The organism is Candidatus Arthromitus sp. SFB-rat-Yit (genome assembly GCF_000283555.1).
GTDB lineage: Bacteria > Bacillota > Clostridia > Clostridiales > Clostridiaceae > Dwaynesavagella.
The window spans coordinates 97933-114672 of sequence record NC_016012.1 but is presented as its reverse complement, the minus strand read 5'-3'; the positions used below and the strand labels follow the sequence as shown (position 1 = coordinate 114672).

Annotated in this window: 12 protein-coding genes; all 12 read right to left on the bottom strand. The window is 28.5% G+C overall.

The features are described 5' to 3' along the window. Positions 1–164: 164 nt before the first annotated feature. A complete protein-coding gene (locus tag RATSFB_RS00515) occupies positions 165–515 on the bottom strand; it encodes a hypothetical protein (RefSeq protein ID WP_014094113.1) in 351 nt (116 codons plus the stop codon). Positions 516–606: 91 nt separating this feature from the next. After that, positions 607–1977 (bottom strand): 23S rRNA (uracil(1939)-C(5))-methyltransferase RlmD, encoded by a 1371-nt coding sequence (rlmD, locus tag RATSFB_RS00510; RefSeq protein ID WP_014094112.1) that lies wholly within the window; start codon positions 1975–1977, stop codon positions 607–609. Positions 1978–2159: 182 nt separating this feature from the next. Further along, positions 2160–3581, bottom strand: a complete 1422-nt coding sequence (gene pyk / locus RATSFB_RS00505; protein ID WP_014094111.1) for a pyruvate kinase — start codon at positions 3579–3581, stop codon at positions 2160–2162. A gap of 25 nt (positions 3582–3606) precedes the next feature. Beyond that, on the bottom strand, positions 3607–4566 hold the full coding sequence (pfkA, locus tag RATSFB_RS00500) for a 6-phosphofructokinase (RefSeq protein WP_044035611.1): 960 nt from the start codon (positions 4564–4566) through the stop codon (positions 3607–3609). A gap of 28 nt (positions 4567–4594) precedes the next feature. Next, positions 4595–8143: a DNA polymerase III subunit alpha gene (locus RATSFB_RS00495; protein ID WP_014094109.1), complete on the bottom strand. Its 3549-nt coding sequence runs from the start codon at positions 8141–8143 to the stop codon at positions 4595–4597. Positions 8144–8244: 101 nt separating this feature from the next. Then, the gene (gene asnB, locus RATSFB_RS00490) at positions 8245–10086 is read right to left on the bottom strand and encodes an asparagine synthase (glutamine-hydrolyzing) (protein ID WP_014094108.1); all 1842 of its coding nucleotides are present in this window, start codon (positions 10084–10086) and stop codon (positions 8245–8247) included. 113 nt (positions 10087–10199) lie between these two features. After that, complete coding sequence (locus RATSFB_RS00485; RefSeq protein ID WP_014094107.1) at positions 10200–11078, bottom strand: hypothetical protein; 879 nt, start codon at positions 11076–11078, stop codon at positions 10200–10202. A gap of 33 nt (positions 11079–11111) precedes the next feature. Continuing rightward, entirely contained in the window at positions 11112–12014 is a 903-nt protein-coding gene (gene whiA, locus RATSFB_RS00480; RefSeq protein WP_014094106.1) for a DNA-binding protein WhiA, read from the bottom strand. 15 nt (positions 12015–12029) lie between these two features. Beyond that, positions 12030–13022, bottom strand: coding sequence for a gluconeogenesis factor YvcK family protein (locus RATSFB_RS00475; RefSeq protein ID WP_014094105.1), 993 nt, complete (start codon positions 13020–13022; stop codon positions 12030–12032). A gap of 30 nt (positions 13023–13052) precedes the next feature. Then, positions 13053–13916, bottom strand: a complete 864-nt coding sequence (gene rapZ / locus RATSFB_RS00470; protein WP_014094104.1) for an RNase adapter RapZ — start codon at positions 13914–13916, stop codon at positions 13053–13055. Position 13917: 1 nt separating this feature from the next. Continuing rightward, positions 13918–14838 carry a UDP-N-acetylmuramate dehydrogenase gene (gene murB, locus RATSFB_RS00465; protein WP_014094103.1) on the bottom strand — a complete coding sequence of 307 codons (921 nt, stop codon included), beginning with the start codon at positions 14836–14838 and terminating at the stop codon, positions 13918–13920. Between the two features lie 19 nt (positions 14839–14857). After that, positions 14858–16726 carry an excinuclease ABC subunit UvrC gene (uvrC, locus tag RATSFB_RS00460; RefSeq protein ID WP_044035450.1) on the bottom strand — a complete coding sequence of 623 codons (1869 nt, stop codon included), beginning with the start codon at positions 16724–16726 and terminating at the stop codon, positions 14858–14860. Positions 16727–16740 lie beyond the last annotated feature (14 nt).

Below are 16740 nucleotides of genomic sequence, written 5' to 3'. Positions count from 1 at the left end.
TATTACCTTTATCTTATTATTACCTTAAATAAATTTTTTTACAAATAGAAAATATTGTATTAAAACACATTTCACCTTCAAATAAAAAATTAAGAGAGAAAAATATCTCCCTTAATTTAAAATTCTATATGTAAATTATAAAATACCCTACTATTTTATAATAATTATTGCTTAATTATAAAATTTTGCAATCTTTCTCCTAATTTCCATCCAAGCAACTCAGGATTATTAAGTCGACCATAAGGTCCAATATTACCTCCACCTGGTACATTTATCGTAGAAAAATCAAGACCAAAATTTCCTGTTCCAGAAGAATTTACTCTACCTGACGGTGATCCTAAAGAGTTACTAGGGGAAGTCCCCCCCAATGGTTTTCCAGGATTTGTAGGTCTTGGTGGATTTATAGCATTTGCTTCGTTACTCCCAAACGCACAAAAAGATACTCCAGCAAACATCGATAAAGCTAAAATTTTTCTGCCAAACTTTTTAAACCCATTTCTATTTTTTGATTCCATCTTTTTCCTCAAAATTAAACTTAAACTATAGTAAATTAATTTACAATTCGTTAATAATGTTAACACACTTTACATGCAATCTCAACTATATTTACAAAGTGAATCTAACTATAGTTTCAACATGATAAGTTTGACAAAACATATCAACACCTCTAACTTTATCGACTTTATATCCAAGAGATGTGAGTATTTTCGCATCTCTCGAGAGAGTTGCCACATCACAAGATATATAAACTATTTTTTTACAATTAATACTTCTAAGCTTATGTAAAACATTTTCCTTTACACCCTTCCTTGGAGGATCTAAAACAACAGCACTTATATTAACTCCACTATTTACTAAATTAAATATTTCTTCTTCAACTTTACCTTCTATAAACTCTATATTTTTAATATTGTTTATACGCTTATTTTCATTAGCATCAACTATACTCTCTTTAACTTCTTCTATACCATAAACCTGTTTTATTTTCCTACTTGCACATATTCCTATAGTTCCAATCCCACAATAAGCATCCAAAAGCGTATCCCCAAATTTTAAATCACACATTTCAATAGCTGCTAAATACAATTTCTCAGCTTGTTTTGTATTAACCTGAAAAAATGATTTACTCTGAATTCTAAATACAAAATCATTTATTTTATCTCTTATATATCCATCTCCATATAATACCCTCTCGTATTTCCCAAGGATAACATTTGTTATTTCATCATTCACATTAACTACTATTGTTTTTATATCTTTAAATTTACTTAATATAAACTCTACATATCCATTTAGAAATTCTTGATCATCTTTTGTTAGCACAATTACAATCATAATTTCATTCGTGTTATATCCTTTTCGTATGAGTAAATGTCTTACAAGTCCATAATCACAACCCTTTTTATTATGAACACTCTCATCATAAGGCTTTATATTATTTTTCTTTATGTATTCACGAGTTTCATTAACAATATCGCTTCCTTCACGAAATTGTATATTGCAAAAATCCATATTTATAATATTGTGAGTATTTTTTTCATAAAAACCAGCCTTAACTCCAAGATCACTTAATCCAAACGGAACCTGTACCTTATTTCTATATTCATACGGAATAGACATTCCATAAAACTTTTCTATCTTAACGCCTTCTATATTCCCTATTTTCTCAAGCGTATTTATTATTTTATTTTCCTTAAATCTAACTTGCTCTCTATAATTCATGTGTTGAACATTACATCCGCCACACTTCTCATATATACTGCATACAGGTAGCACTCTCGATTCAGATACAGAAAGCAATTCAATTACCTTACCTCTTAAAAAATTTTTACTTACCTTATCTATACATACTTCAACAATCTCTCCCTCTATAGTATTAGGTATAAAAACAACCAAATTATCTATGTGTGAAACACCATTTCCCTGACTATCATAACCCTCAATTTTTACTATGTACTTATTACCAACATCTACCATACCTAAAACCTTTTCCTCCTTAACCAAAAAAACATCAGTATCAAAAGATACTGATGTTTTTTTGAATCAGTTTACCCAATAAAAATACATTTAATTTGTAAAACCTATCTTACTACTATATACCTAACAAATAAATAATTTGTTAATTTCTTATTATATATATATTAATTTTTAGTAAATTTTTAAACTTCATGAACTTTGAGCATATTAGTATGACCCTTGAAATTTGCAGGAACACTCGCTGAAACAACTATTAAATCCCCATTTTTAAAACTATACTCTTTTTTCGCTTTATCTACTGATAAATCGATTAACATATCTGTATTATCAATCGTTTCACTTATTGTTTGAGTATATACCCCCCAATAAATCGATAACATCCTCGCTACTTTTTTAGTTTGTGTTATAGAAATAATTGGACACTCCGGCCTAAATCTAGATACAAACTGTGCTGTAGCACCTGATTTTGTACAGGCAAGTATAGCTTTTGCACCAACTTCATTTGCCGTAGTACAAGAAAATAATGCGATCGTATTAGGAACATCTTTATACTCTATTTTTGATAATTTCCTTTGGAGTTTTCCTTCATAATCCAAACTTTGCTCAGTTGTAATTATAATTTTATCCATTATTTCATAAGATTCTACAGGATATTTCCCATTTGCTGTTTCCCCACTTAACATAACAGCATCACTACCATCATGTATAGCATTTGCAACGTCTGAAGCTTCAGCTCTCGTAGGCCTTGGATTCCTTATCATAGAATCAAGCATTTGAGTTGCAGTTATAACAAATTTTCCTTTATCATTACATTTCTTTATAATTAACTTTTGCCAATGTGGTAAATTTTCAATAGGAATCTCAACTCCTAAATCACCTCTAGCAACCATTATTCCATCAGAGCTATCTATTATTTCATCTATATTATCAAGCCCTTCCTGATTCTCTATCTTAGATATTATTTTTATAAAGTCTCCTCCGTTTGAATTTAAAAATTCTCTAATTTTTATAACATCATCCGCTTTTCTTATAAAAGAAGCTGCCACATATTCAACATCATTTTCTATACCAAATAACAAATCCTTCTTATCTTTATCCGTAAGTGCAGGTAATTTTATCTTAGATTTTGGTAAATTAACTCCCTTATTACTTGAAACCTCTCCAGAATTTAAAACAACACAAGTTATCTTACCTTCCTCTATGTTTTTGATTTCAAGGGCTACCAAACCATCATCTATAAGTATTTTCCCTCCAACTTCTACATCTTTATAAAGATCTTCATAAGTAACAGAGCATCTAGTTGAATCTCCAACCACATCTTCTTTTGTATATATAATAAATTCCTCTCCTTGATTTAGTAAAACCTTTCCTTCAAATTTCTTAGTCCTAATTTCAGGTCCTTTTGTATCAAGCATTATTCCTACATTTTTATTTAGTTCTTCGCTAATTTCTCTAACTAATTTTATTCTGCTTCCATGTTCCTCAAAATCGCCATGAGAAAAATTAAGTCTCATAACATTCATACCCTTTTCAATAAGTTCTTTTAATATTTCGTATTTTTCACTAGCAGGACCTATTGTACACACTATTTTTGTCTTTCTCACTGAAATACACCTCACAAATTTTAAATTAAGCTAATTTATTAACAAGATCATATAAATCTTTATTGAATTTTTTCTCAACTTTTAAAGCTTCTTCTATATCCATATCAAATACTTCATTTTCTCTAACGCCTATAACTTTTGCACAAATTCCATTATTCAAAAGAGTATCTACAGCTTTTCTACCCATTACAGATGCTAAAACTCTATCACGACCAGTTGGTATACCTCCACGTTGTATATGCCCAAGAACTGTAGCTCTAGTATCAAGTCCTATTTTTTGTTGTATATACCTTCTAAGTTCCTCAGCCTCGCCTGCTCCTTCTGCTAAAATTATTAAACTATGAAGCTTTTTATTTTTCTTAGATTCCACTATGACATTGCATAATTCTTCACGATTAAACGGATATTCTGGTACAATTACAGCCTCAGCACCACCTGCAAGAGCAGAATATAATGCTAAATCTCCACAATTTCTTCCCATAACTTCAACAATACTAACTCTTTCATGAGAACTGGATGTATCCCTTAATTTTCTGACAGCATCTAATATAGTATTGAGCGCTGTATCAAATCCAATTGTATAATCTGTATAAGGAAGATCATTATCTATAGTCCCTGGTATACCTACTGTGGACATACCAAATTTTGATAATAAATGTGCTCCTGTAAATGATCCATCACCACCTACAACCACAAGTCCATCAACATTATGACTTTTTAATATTTCATATGCCTGAGCTCTAACCTCTTCTTGCTTAAATTCAAGACATCTTGCGGTCTTTAAAAAAGTTCCTCCCCTATCTATAATATCAGAAACAGATTTTCTAGTTAGAGATTCTATCTCACCATGTAAAAGTCCATGGTATCCTCTATGTATACCAAGAACCTCTATACCTCTACTCAATGCATATCTCACAACTGATCTTACAGCTGCGTTCATTCCAGGAGCATCTCCACCACTTGTTAATATCGCTATCTTTTTTATCATAATTAAACCTCCAATATATAAACATTTATTTAGTAATAATCACCTTCACAAATTTCTGTGAAAAAGCTTTGTTCAATTCACAAATAAGACTATTACTTAAATTAACACTATAATCATTTACCCTAAAAACTTTCTTTCTATCTAAAGAGTACAAATTAACATCAACATGTCCCTTATTACCAATTAAAATATCCTTAGCCTTGTTAAAAGAATGTGTTACCTCTTTTAAACCATCGCACAGAATATAAAGTTTAAATCTATCGTACTCTTCAATCCCTATTATTTCATTTACTATAACATTAAATGCATCTCCATTTTTTTTGAATACACCTTTTATTATAACAATATTATTATCATTTATTAAATAACTACGTTTCCCATATATCTTCGGAAACACAACACATTCTATCGAAGAATACTTATCTTCAATATATAAAAAACACATTATAGAATTATTTTTAGTTATAATTTTCTTAAATTCTCTTACTAATCCTCCTATTATAACTTCATCCCCATCATTAATCTCCATATTGTCATCATAAAAATCAGAAATAGAATTCGTACAAACCTTATGTAAGATTTCTTTGTGCTTGTGTATAGGATGTCCCGAAATGTATATACCTAAAACCTCTTTTTCAAATAAAAGATTCTTTTCACTATCATCATAAGAAATATCGCAGTTATTTAAATTATTGAATTTAAATAATTTATTTTCTTCATCTTCTATCAAACTAAATAAATCCATTTGACCTTCTAAATTTTCCCGAAATTCTTTTTGCATTCCATCTATTATTTTTTCAAAATTCATAAGAAGGTGAGATCTTGAAACATTAAAGACATCTAAAGCTCCTGATTTTATAATACTCTCTATCCCTCTTTTATTAATTGAACATTTCACACAAGCTTTTAAAAAATCATACTCATCTTTAAACTTTCCATATTTTTCTCTATAATAAACAATTTTTTCACATGCACCTTCACCTAAATTTTTAATAGCTGATAATCCAAAATATATATCTTCCCCATCAACTATAAATTTATTATGACTATTATTTACACAAGGAGGAAAAATCTTTATATTCATTCCTTCTCCAAATTTTATGTAATAACAAACCTTGTCCATATTATTTATAACACTATTTAGGAGCGCACATATATACTCAGATTTATAATACCTCATTAAATATGCAGTTTCATACGCAATAAGTGCATATGCCGCAGCATGACTCTTATTAAATGCATAAGATGCAAAATCTACCATTTGGTCAAAAATTTTATGAGCGACCTTCTCATCAATTCCATTATTTATACATCCATTTATTATTTCATCCCCATCTTTATTTCCATATACAAATTTCTTTCTCTCTTTTTCCATCTCCTCGTGCTTTTTTTTAGCCATAGCACGACGTACAATATCGCTTCTTCCTAAAGAATATCCTGATAATTTTTGAACAATCTCCATTACTTGTTCCTGATAAACGATAACTCCATATGTAACGTTTAATATATCCTCAAGTTCTTTTGTTAAATATTTTATACCTTTAATATTATTTTTATTTTTTATGTAATTTGGTATCTCATCCATAGGTCCTGGTCTATATAAACTAATACCTGCTATTATATCTTCAATAGAGCTTGGTTTTAAATCCTTCATAAAGCTAGTCATTCCTGATGATTCTAGCTGGAAAACACCACAAGTTTTTCCCTCTCCAATCATATTAAATACATTTCGATCATCAAAATCAATTTTATCTAAATCTATCTTTGTACCTTTATTCTTATGAATAATCTTAATACAATCATTTATAACAGTTAGAGTTCTAAGACCTAAAAAGTCCATTTTAAGTAGTCCAAGTTCCTCAAGGTTTGACATAGGAAATTGTGTTACAAGCATATCTCCATCTTTTTTCACAGGTATTAAATCCATAAGTTTATACGGACTTATAATAACACCCGCAGCATGAATAGACGTATGTCTTGGAAGTCCTTCAAGCCTCTTTGATATATCAATTAATTTCTTAACTCTAATATCTTCGTTATATAAATCATTTAACTCTTTATTATAAAGAAGCGCTAAATCTATGGTTATATTTAGCATATTAGGAACCATCTTAGCTATCTTATCAACTTCAGAATAAGAATAGTTCATAGCTCTTCCTACATCCCTAATGCAAGCCTTTGCTGCCATCGTACCAAAAGTTATAATATTCGATACGTTATTTTCTCCATATTTCTCCCTCACATACCGTATAACCTCCTCTCTTCTCTCATTACAAAAATCAGAGTCTATATCAGGCATGGAAATCCTCTCAGGATTTAAAAATCTCTCAAATATTAATCCATATTTTATAGGATCAACTTTTGTTATATTAAGAACATACGCAACAATAGATCCAGCAACACTACCTCTCCCAGGTCCCGTAGGTATAGATTTTTCCATACAAAATTTCATAAAATCCCATACAATTAAAAAATAATCAACAAATCCCATAGAATTTATCAAATCAAGCTCATAATTAACCCTATCTAATAATTTTTTCTTATCATATTTTATGTTTTTATCAATTTCTTCTTTCAAAACTTTGAACTTATAATCATTTAAAATATCTTCACTTTTAAATAATTCACTCTCATTTGAAAATTCATCATATTTATTTATAAGCCCAAAATAACACAATCTTTTTAAATACTCAAATGGATCAAGAGAATTATCCATAATATATTTAGGAGGTATATTTTCATTGAATTTATACTCAAAATTACACTTATCACGTATTTCAAGAGTGTTTAAAAGCCCTTCTTTATAACTAAAGAATGTATCATACATCTCCTCTTTCGATTTTAAATAAAATTGATCTCCATGATATTTCATCCTTTTCTCTTCATCTACATTGCTTCCCGTTTGAATACAAATGAGCACATCATGAGCACTTGCATCATCCTTTTTAATATAGTGAACATCATTTGTCACAACATATTTTATATTAAGTTCCGATGAAAACTTTAAAAGCATACTATTAACTTTTTTTTGATCATCTATGCCATGATCTTGAATTTCTAAATAAAAATCATCCTTAAATATTTCTTTATATGTAAGTGTTAAATTTTTCGCACCATTTATATCATTTTTTAAAATATATTTAGAAACCCCCCCACTTAAACAAGCACTAAGAGCAATTAAACCATCTGAATTATTTCTCAAATATTCAATATCAACCCTCGGCTTATAATAAAAACCACGAATAAAAGAATCACTAACTATTTTCAAAAGATTTCTATATCCAATCTCATTTTTTACAAGAAGAACCAAATGAGTAGTAAAATTATCTACATCAGGATTTTTTATATCCATAGATTTATTTGCAACATAAATTTCACACCCAATTATTGGTTTAATTCCATACATTTTACACACTTTATAAAACTCTAAGCATCCATACATAACCCCATGATCTGTTATAGCAATAGACGTCATGTCAAGTTCTTTCGCTCGTTCAACTAAATTCCTAATCTTGCACGAAGAATCCAATAAACTAAATTCTGAATGTACATGTAAATGAACAAAATCATTCATATTAAATTTCCTTATTAAATAATAATATATACTTGAATTTTACCACATCTAATAAAAATTAAAAAACCCAAATGAAAATAATAATTCATTTGGGTATAAATCTATATATATAAATTTATATTATATTTTTTAAGCCACATATTGATTTGTATTAAATAAGCCATGAGCTGTGGACCTCTCATAAGTTGACCAAACCAAGGTTTTGTATAAGAATCTCCTTTACTTTCAATTAACCTTCTTACACTTTTTTCATCTATAATTTCAAAAATAGGATTAGATTTATTATCTAAAATTCTCGATAATTCTTTCATAATAAGATCTCTATATATGTTGCTCTGAGTTTTAGGATAAGGACTCTTCTTTCTATCAATTATAGAGTATGGCAAAAATTTTCTGCTCGCCTCTCTTAATATCCCCTTTTCACGCCCATTTAAAAATTTAAATTTAGCTGGAATGTTATAGGAAAACTCAACAAGCTCTCTATCTGCGAAAGGAACTCTTATCTCTAAACTATTTGCCATACTCATCCTATCTTTTCGATTCAATAAAGTTACCATAAACCATTTTACATTTAGTGTAGTCATTTTCCTTATTTTTTTATCAAACTCACTATCGCTATCTAAAAATTGAACACTTTTAAGTGTTTCATTTATTCTATTTTCAACATGAGAATCAAAATCTAAACTTTTAATCTTATCATTAAAAAGTTCTTTTCTTATGTTTGAGAATCTATTCCAAGGGAAATTATTTAATTTTAAATCCTCATCATTTAAATACCAAGGATATCCTCCAAATATTTCATCTGCACACTCACCAGACAATCCAACAGTTCCATAATTTTTAATCACATTACAAAACAAATATAAGGAAATATCAATATCAGCCATAGAAGGAATATCACTTGCATAAAGTCCCCTCTCAAGTGCATAAAATAAATCTTCATTCTTAATTGTAATGATTCTATTATTTGATTTTATAGATTCATTAGCGAGTTTAACAAAATATTTATCACTTGTAACCTCAAACTCATTACCTTTAAAATCCTTATCATAATCAACATAATCTACTGTAAATGTATCTAAAATCTCCCCTTTTTCTCTAAGCTCCTTAGACACTATAGCAGATATAAGAGATGAGTCTATACCTCCTGACAAAAAAGAGAAAATACCCCTATCTGATACCATTTGATTCTTTATAACCTTCTCAAGCATTACAGATAATTTTTCTTTGGTATCTTCAAGAGTCAAGTTATGCTCTTTTGATTCAAGATTCCAGTATTCTTTAAGAATTACTTTATCTTCATATACACATAAATAGTGTGCTGGTGGAACCTCTTTTATATCTCTAAATATACCTTCTCCAGGACTTCTGCTTGGTCCTAAACTTAAAAGATCAAGTATACCCTCACGATAAACATCAGTACTAACCTTAGGATGTTTTAATAAAGACTTCATCTCGGATCCAAAAATCAAATATCCACCTTTTAAACTATAAAAAATAGGTTTAACCCCCAGCTGATCCCTAGCTATAAATAAACATTTCTCATCCTCATCAAAAATACAAAATGCAAATATTCCATTTAACCTACTCACACAATTTTCTTTATAGTGTATATAATTTATCAAAACAACTTCCGTATCAGAATAAGTAGAAAACCTGTACCCTTTATCAATTAAATCATCTCTAATTTCATTAGTGTTATAAATTTCTCCATTATATACAATTGTATACTTATGAAAATTAACAACCCTTTGCATTGGCTGTTTGCCTCCATCAGGATCAACTATAGATAACCTCCTATGTCCAAAAACTACATTTTTATGTTTATAATAATCATATTCATCTGGTCCTCTATGATACAAAGAATCATTCATCATCACTATATTGTTAAATTCACTTGTTATATCTTTATTAAAATTGGAAAATCCTGTTATTCCGCACATATATTTCTCCTAATATATTAGAATTTAATTTATTGATGTTTTTATGTTATGGGCATAATTAAATTTTGATACAGAAAAACCCTTTATTTAAAACTAAATAAAGGGTTTAAAATTTATTTATTATACTGATCTATAAATTTATCTATAAAATCTAAGTTTATATCCCTGTAAATATCCCACACTTCTGTATGGATTATATAATTATTCGTGCTTAAACTATATATTGGAGAATTAACCTTCATCTCTAAATAATTAGGTGTAATCAGCGATTCATACTTACAACCCATATTTGGATACTCATACTCTCCCTCAATCAAACTAAATTCTTTAATAAACATTTCATTATTATTATAATACAATAAATATTTTAAATCAGTATTTATCCCCATTCTAAATCTGTCGTATATATTCTCATTAACCTTCATAGCAACATACTTATCTCCAAGATATACTCTAGAATCCTTAAGATTTGAGTATGGCCAAAAAATCAGAGATTTATTAGGAACATCTCTATTACTCCCACGCCCAAATGGAATAACTTCTATTCCCCCATTTCTTACTATAGTATTTGAACATATAGCTATGTTTATATCAAATGCATTTAAAGAAAGTATCTTATGTATCACAGTAATTCTACTAGAATTTTTCTCAAATATTATCTCAATCACTCTTCTTATTTGAGTCCATTTCTCTATATTTTGAATAAATCTAACACCATTTACTATTGTTTCATATGTTATACCTTGATTATCTATAAAATCAACATTTTTATCTATCTGTGGAACATAACTAAAACTATGCCCACCTATAATTTCTTTACTATCCTTATCTATCAAACCGTCTTCAAATTGATTATTACCATTTATATATCCATACTTTACAATCCGTATAGTATCTTCTATAAAAACAATAACTTCTATTAAATTATTTGTAATTCTCAAACACCTATTATAATTTTTATAACTTATCTCTGTAATATTAAATTTTTCCATGACTACACCCCAAAATCAAGTTGACAATAAAATTCAAACACCATATTTATCTTCTAATTCTTTAGAAATTTCCTCTATCTTATTTAATCTATGTAGCACTCCAGATTTCCCAATAGGTGGATCCAAATATTTCCCAAGTTCACTAAGAGATACTTCCTTATATTCCAATCTTACCCTTGCGATTTCTCTAAGTTTATCCGGCAACCCATCCAAACCAATATATTTATCAATATACATAATAGCTCTAACTTGTCTTACCGATGCTATTATAGATTTATCCTCATTTGCTTGAATACAATTCTTAATCCTATTTTTATTATTAATGTATTCCTTAACTACTCTAATATCTTCAAACTCCAAAACAGATCTATGAGTGCCTATTACTTTTAAAAACTGAGATATACTCTCTGATTCTTTAACATATATAATAAACCTGTCTTTCCTACTTATTATCTTGCTTCTAATTCCAAAATAATTTAATAATGAATCCAAGAAATACGATAGATCATTATTATAAACACAAAATTCTAAATGATAGCTATTATTTGGATTAGTAATACTCCCACACATTACAAATAATCCTCTAATAAAATAAACTTCATCAATTATTTTATTATTAATAATAAGATTAATCCTATTTTTAAAATCCCTACTATCTAAATAATTCAACAGCTTACATATATAATAATCCCTGAATTTGTATATATTAGAACTCAAACTATATATATTTAAATTATATCCGAATCCTCCCATCATATTAAATATATTTTGCAAATGATCAAATACAAGATGATTATCTATCCTAAAAATAATTTCATTAGCTTTCATCTCGTATTTTGTGCTTAAAATCACACCTATAACTTCACCAATTACTTGTTTATATGATTTAAAACAATTCTCGAGTATTTCAGTTTTAACAATAGATGAAAAAGTCAAATTATCACCTGTTTATTACATTTCATTATTATCATTAATAATCTTCATTATAATTCTAGACACCCTATCTTCATCGTGTCTTATAAAATCATTCTCTATCTTTATCAAATTATCCTTCACTATTTTTACATCCATACCTTCAAATTTTTCATCATCACAATATACAAGCTCAGAATTTTTAACTTTATACCTATCTTCATATTCATTAGATAATTTACCATTATTTACAATAATATAATCTAGTTTCAAAATATTTGTATTATCAAATATACTCTTAACATGGTCATATAATGTATATCCTCCCGTTTCACCATGCTGCGTCATAATATTTGAAACATAAATATGTTTCCCATTATTTTTATTTATGGAATCGCATATCTCTTTTACCTTTAAATTAGGTAAAATACTTGTATATAAACTCCCTGGTCCAAAAATAATTGCATCAGCATTCAATATCTCATCGATACAATCTTCTATAGGTTTTGCATCACTAGGTATTATAGATATCTCTTTAATTCGACTATTGTGCTTTATAACTTCTTCAGGAATTTTTGACTCTCCTCTTACGACAATTCCATTATGGAGTTTAGCTTCAAGCACTATGTTCTCATTTGTAACAGGCAATACCTTGCCTGTTATAGCCAAAACATCACTCATAGCTTTCACTGCACTCTCAAAATTATTCGTAATACCTATCATAGCTGCTATAAATAAATTTCCAAAATTTTGGTTCTTTAAATTCCCATCGCTAAATCTGTATTTTAAGAGTTCTTCCATTATAGGTTCTGTGTTTGCAAGAGCTATCAAACAATTTCTTATATCTCCAGGAGGTAATATACCCAACTCATCTCTTAATATTCCAGATCCTCCACCATCATCTGCAACAGTAACTACCGATGTAATATTTTTAGTAAACTTTTTTATTCCTTTTAGAATTGTCGGAATACCTGTACCTCCTCCTATAACTACAACTTTTGGATTATTGCAAAATTTATCAAATAACTCCACCTTAATAAATCTCCTAATTTTATGTTTTAATTATACATTTTTAATAATATCTTTATGCTCTAAAATTATTTTATAGTTTCTATAGTTATATAAAATATTATATAACTCTTCTGATACAGCAACCGATCTATGTTGTCCTCCTGTACACCCAATTCCAATTGTCAAATGTTTCTTACCTTCTTTTTTATAATTGGGTAATAAAAATTTTATAATATCTTCTAATTTTACTAAAAATTCTCTACATTCAGGATTTTTAAGAACAAACTCCTTAACCTCTTTATCAAGACCTGTTAATTTTTTTAATTCCTCAATATAAAAAGGATTATCTATAAATCTAACATCAAATGTTAAATCGCACTCTAAAGGTATTCCATATTTATATCCAAAAGAAATTATTTGAACTATAAAATCGCTATCTATATAATTTCCACATATAAAATCTCTTACTTTCTTTTTTAATTCCTGTACTTTCAAATTCGAAGTATCCATAATTAAATTAGCTTTTTTCCTAAGAAACTCTAGTTTTTTCCTCTCTTTTAATATTCCATTTAAAATTTTACCATCGTAAGATAATGGATGTAGTCTTCTAGTTTCCTTAAATCTTCTGATCAATATTTCGTCTGAGCAATCTAAAAATAATATCTTATAGTTTATAGAATTTTCTTCAAACCACTCTAAAACATTATCTATATAATCAAAAAATTCCCTTCCACGTATATCTATAACAAATGCAAGTTTTGAAACATTCCCATTTGTTTGTTTACACAACTCACCAAATTTTTGTACAAATTGTGGTGGCATATTGTCAATACAAAAATAATTTAAATCCTCAAACTCTCTAATAACTTGAGTCTTCCCCGCCCCTGAAAGACCTGTAACTATAATAACTTCCATTTTAATCCTCTCCAATAATTCTAACTTCCGTATCTAACATAACATTAAATTTATCGTATACTCTATTTTTAACTATATCGATAAGTTCCAAAACCTCACTAGCTGTAGCATTTTCATTTCTTGTAACAATAAACCCACAATGCTTTTCAGATACCATTACATTTTTGTGTATATATCCTCTAAATCCACAATCTTCTATGAGCTTACCTGCAAAATATCCCTCTGGACGTTTAAAAGTACTTCCTGCAGATGGATACTCAATAGGTTGTTTCATTTTTCTTTTGTGCATTAAATCTTTCATCTCATCATGAATTTCTTCTTTATTTCCATATTCCAAAGATATATCGCATCTTATAACTATATATTTTCTTTCCATCACTGTAGTTGTTCTATATCCAAACTCTATTTCTTCCCTTGGTATATAAAATACTTCTCCATTTAAATCAATAACTTTAACTCCAATTACTACTTGACTCATTTCTCCACCATATGCTCCTGCATTCATATTAACAGCACCACCAATGGTTCCAGGTATTCCACAAGCAAAAGAAAATCCACACAAAGAATTATCCTTTGCAATTATGGATACATTTGATAAATTGGCCCCAGATTCAGCTCTTATTATATTTTTCTCTATACTTACCCTGTTTAACTTAGTTAAATTAACAACAACACCTCTAATACCCTTGTCCTTAACAAGAAGGTTGGATCCACGTCCTAACACAAAATATGGAGTCTTATTTTTTATAATACATTTTATAGATTCTATAAGTTCTTCTTCGCTTGATGGAAAAATCATAATATCACAAGCTCCACCTAATTTAAACGTCGTATACTTTTTCATTGATTCATCTATCTTTATATTTTCAGAACATAAGATAAATTTTAATTGTTCTAATAAAACCTTATAATCACCATACATACAGAATTTCCCCTTATAATTAAGTCTTACTCTTATTGAAAAATTTTAATATAGATTCACTCGATGATCTGTTCATACTAGGAACCTTTAAAAGATCCTCAATAGATGCTTTTTTAATACCTTCAACACTACTAAAATACATCAAAAGGTCCCTCCTTCTTTTACTACCAATATTAGGTATCTCATCAAGTATAGATCCTAAACTCCTCTTATCTCTCAAACTCCTATGATAAGTTATGGCATATCTATGTACCTCATCTTGCACCCTTGTAATAAATTTAATAAGCTCGCTCGAGATATTTAACTCTTGATTTTTATATATAAGTCCTCTCGTTCTGTGTTTATCATCTTTAACCATGCCACAAACAGCTATGTTTATATTAAAACTTTTAAGCACTTCCTCAACAGCATTTATATGTCCACATCCACCATCTACTAATATCAAATCTGGAAATATGCAAAACTTACCATAAGTATGCTCTAGCTCTCCTTCCTGTATGCACTTAATTTCTTTTAAAGCATGTTCAAATCTCCTAGATACTATTTCCTTCATACTCTTATAATCATCAGGACCTTGTACACTCTTTATTTTAAATCTCCTATATTGAGTTTTATTTGGCGTTCCATTATTAAATACAACCATGCTCCCGACTGAATCAAATCCACTTATATTTGAAATATCATAAGCTTCAATTCTATCTATCTTAGAGTTCATGCATAATATATCTTTAAGCTCATTTAAATAATCACTTTCTCTATCAACTGAGCATAAATATTTATTCTTTTTAAACCTATCTAACATAACTCTTGCATTTTTTCTAACTAAATCAAAAAGCTCTTTTTTCTCCCCACCTTTTGGGGTCTTAAAATAAACTTTTCTCTTTGACTTTATATTAATCCATTTTTCTATGTTATCTTTATCTAAAAATTCTGGAGAATATATATAACTTGGAATTTGAGCGGTTCCCCCATAATAACTCTTTATAAATTGTTCAATTATATGTTCATCATTATCACCCATAATATTTTCAAATACAAAATGTTCTCTTCCAACTACTCTTCCATTCCTTAGAAAAAATACCTGCACACATGCTTCATTATCATATCTAAAAATATTTATATAATCCTCAGAATTCTCTCCCCCAGAAAAAATACTCTGCTTCTCAAAAATAAGTTTTATTCCTTCTATTTTATCTCGTATATCTCTCGCTTGTTCATATTCCAAGTTTTCAGAATGTTTAAACATTTGCTCTTTTAATAAATTCAAAATATAATCCTTACTTTTACCATTTAATATATCGCTAATTTCATTTATTATTTCACCATACTTTTCTTTAGATATAAGACCATAACAAGGAGCATTACATTTCTTAGTTTGATAATAAATACATGGTCTACACGATTTAACTCCATCTTTTATATGTATGTTACAGCTCCTTACTAAAAAATAGCTTCGGATAAGCGACATTATCTCATTAACAGAATTTATGGAAGGAAAAGGTCCAAAATATAAATTTCCATCTTTTATATAATTTTTTGTTGAAAACACTCTCGGAAAATCTTCATTTATCGTTATCTTTATAAATGGATATGTTTTATCATCTTTTAGCAAAATATTATACTTAGGTTGATATTTCTTTATTAAACTATCCTCTAATATCAATGCTTCTATTTCATTCTCGGTTACTATGTACTCAAATTCTATTATATTTTTCACAAGTGATCTTGTCTTTTCTGAATGATTCTGAGTTTTCCTAAAATATTGAGAAACCCTTTTCCTTAAATTCTTAGCTTTACCTACATATATAACATTCTCATCTTTATCTTTCATTATATAAACACCAGGAGATTCTGGTAAAATACTAATATTATACTTTATATCAAACAACGTGAACACCACCC

Coding starts and splice junctions, on each gene's coding strand:
- RATSFB_RS00485 (WP_014094107.1), bottom strand. CDS start 11,078: ATGGAAAAATTTAATATTACAGAGATAAGTTATAAAAATTATAATAGG.
- rapZ (WP_014094104.1), bottom strand. CDS start 13,916: ATGGAAGTTATTATAGTTACAGGTCTTTCAGGGGCGGGGAAGACTCAA.
- RATSFB_RS00515 (WP_014094113.1), bottom strand. CDS start 515: ATGGAATCAAAAAATAGAAATGGGTTTAAAAAGTTTGGCAGAAAAATT.
- RATSFB_RS00495 (WP_014094109.1), bottom strand. CDS start 8,143: ATGAATGATTTTGTTCATTTACATGTACATTCAGAATTTAGTTTATTG.
- rlmD (WP_014094112.1), bottom strand. CDS start 1,977: ATGGTAGATGTTGGTAATAAGTACATAGTAAAAATTGAGGGTTATGAT.
- asnB (WP_014094108.1), bottom strand. CDS start 10,086: ATGTGCGGAATAACAGGATTTTCCAATTTTAATAAAGATATAACAAGT.
- murB (WP_014094103.1), bottom strand. CDS start 14,838: ATGTATGGTGATTATAAGGTTTTATTAGAACAATTAAAATTTATCTTA.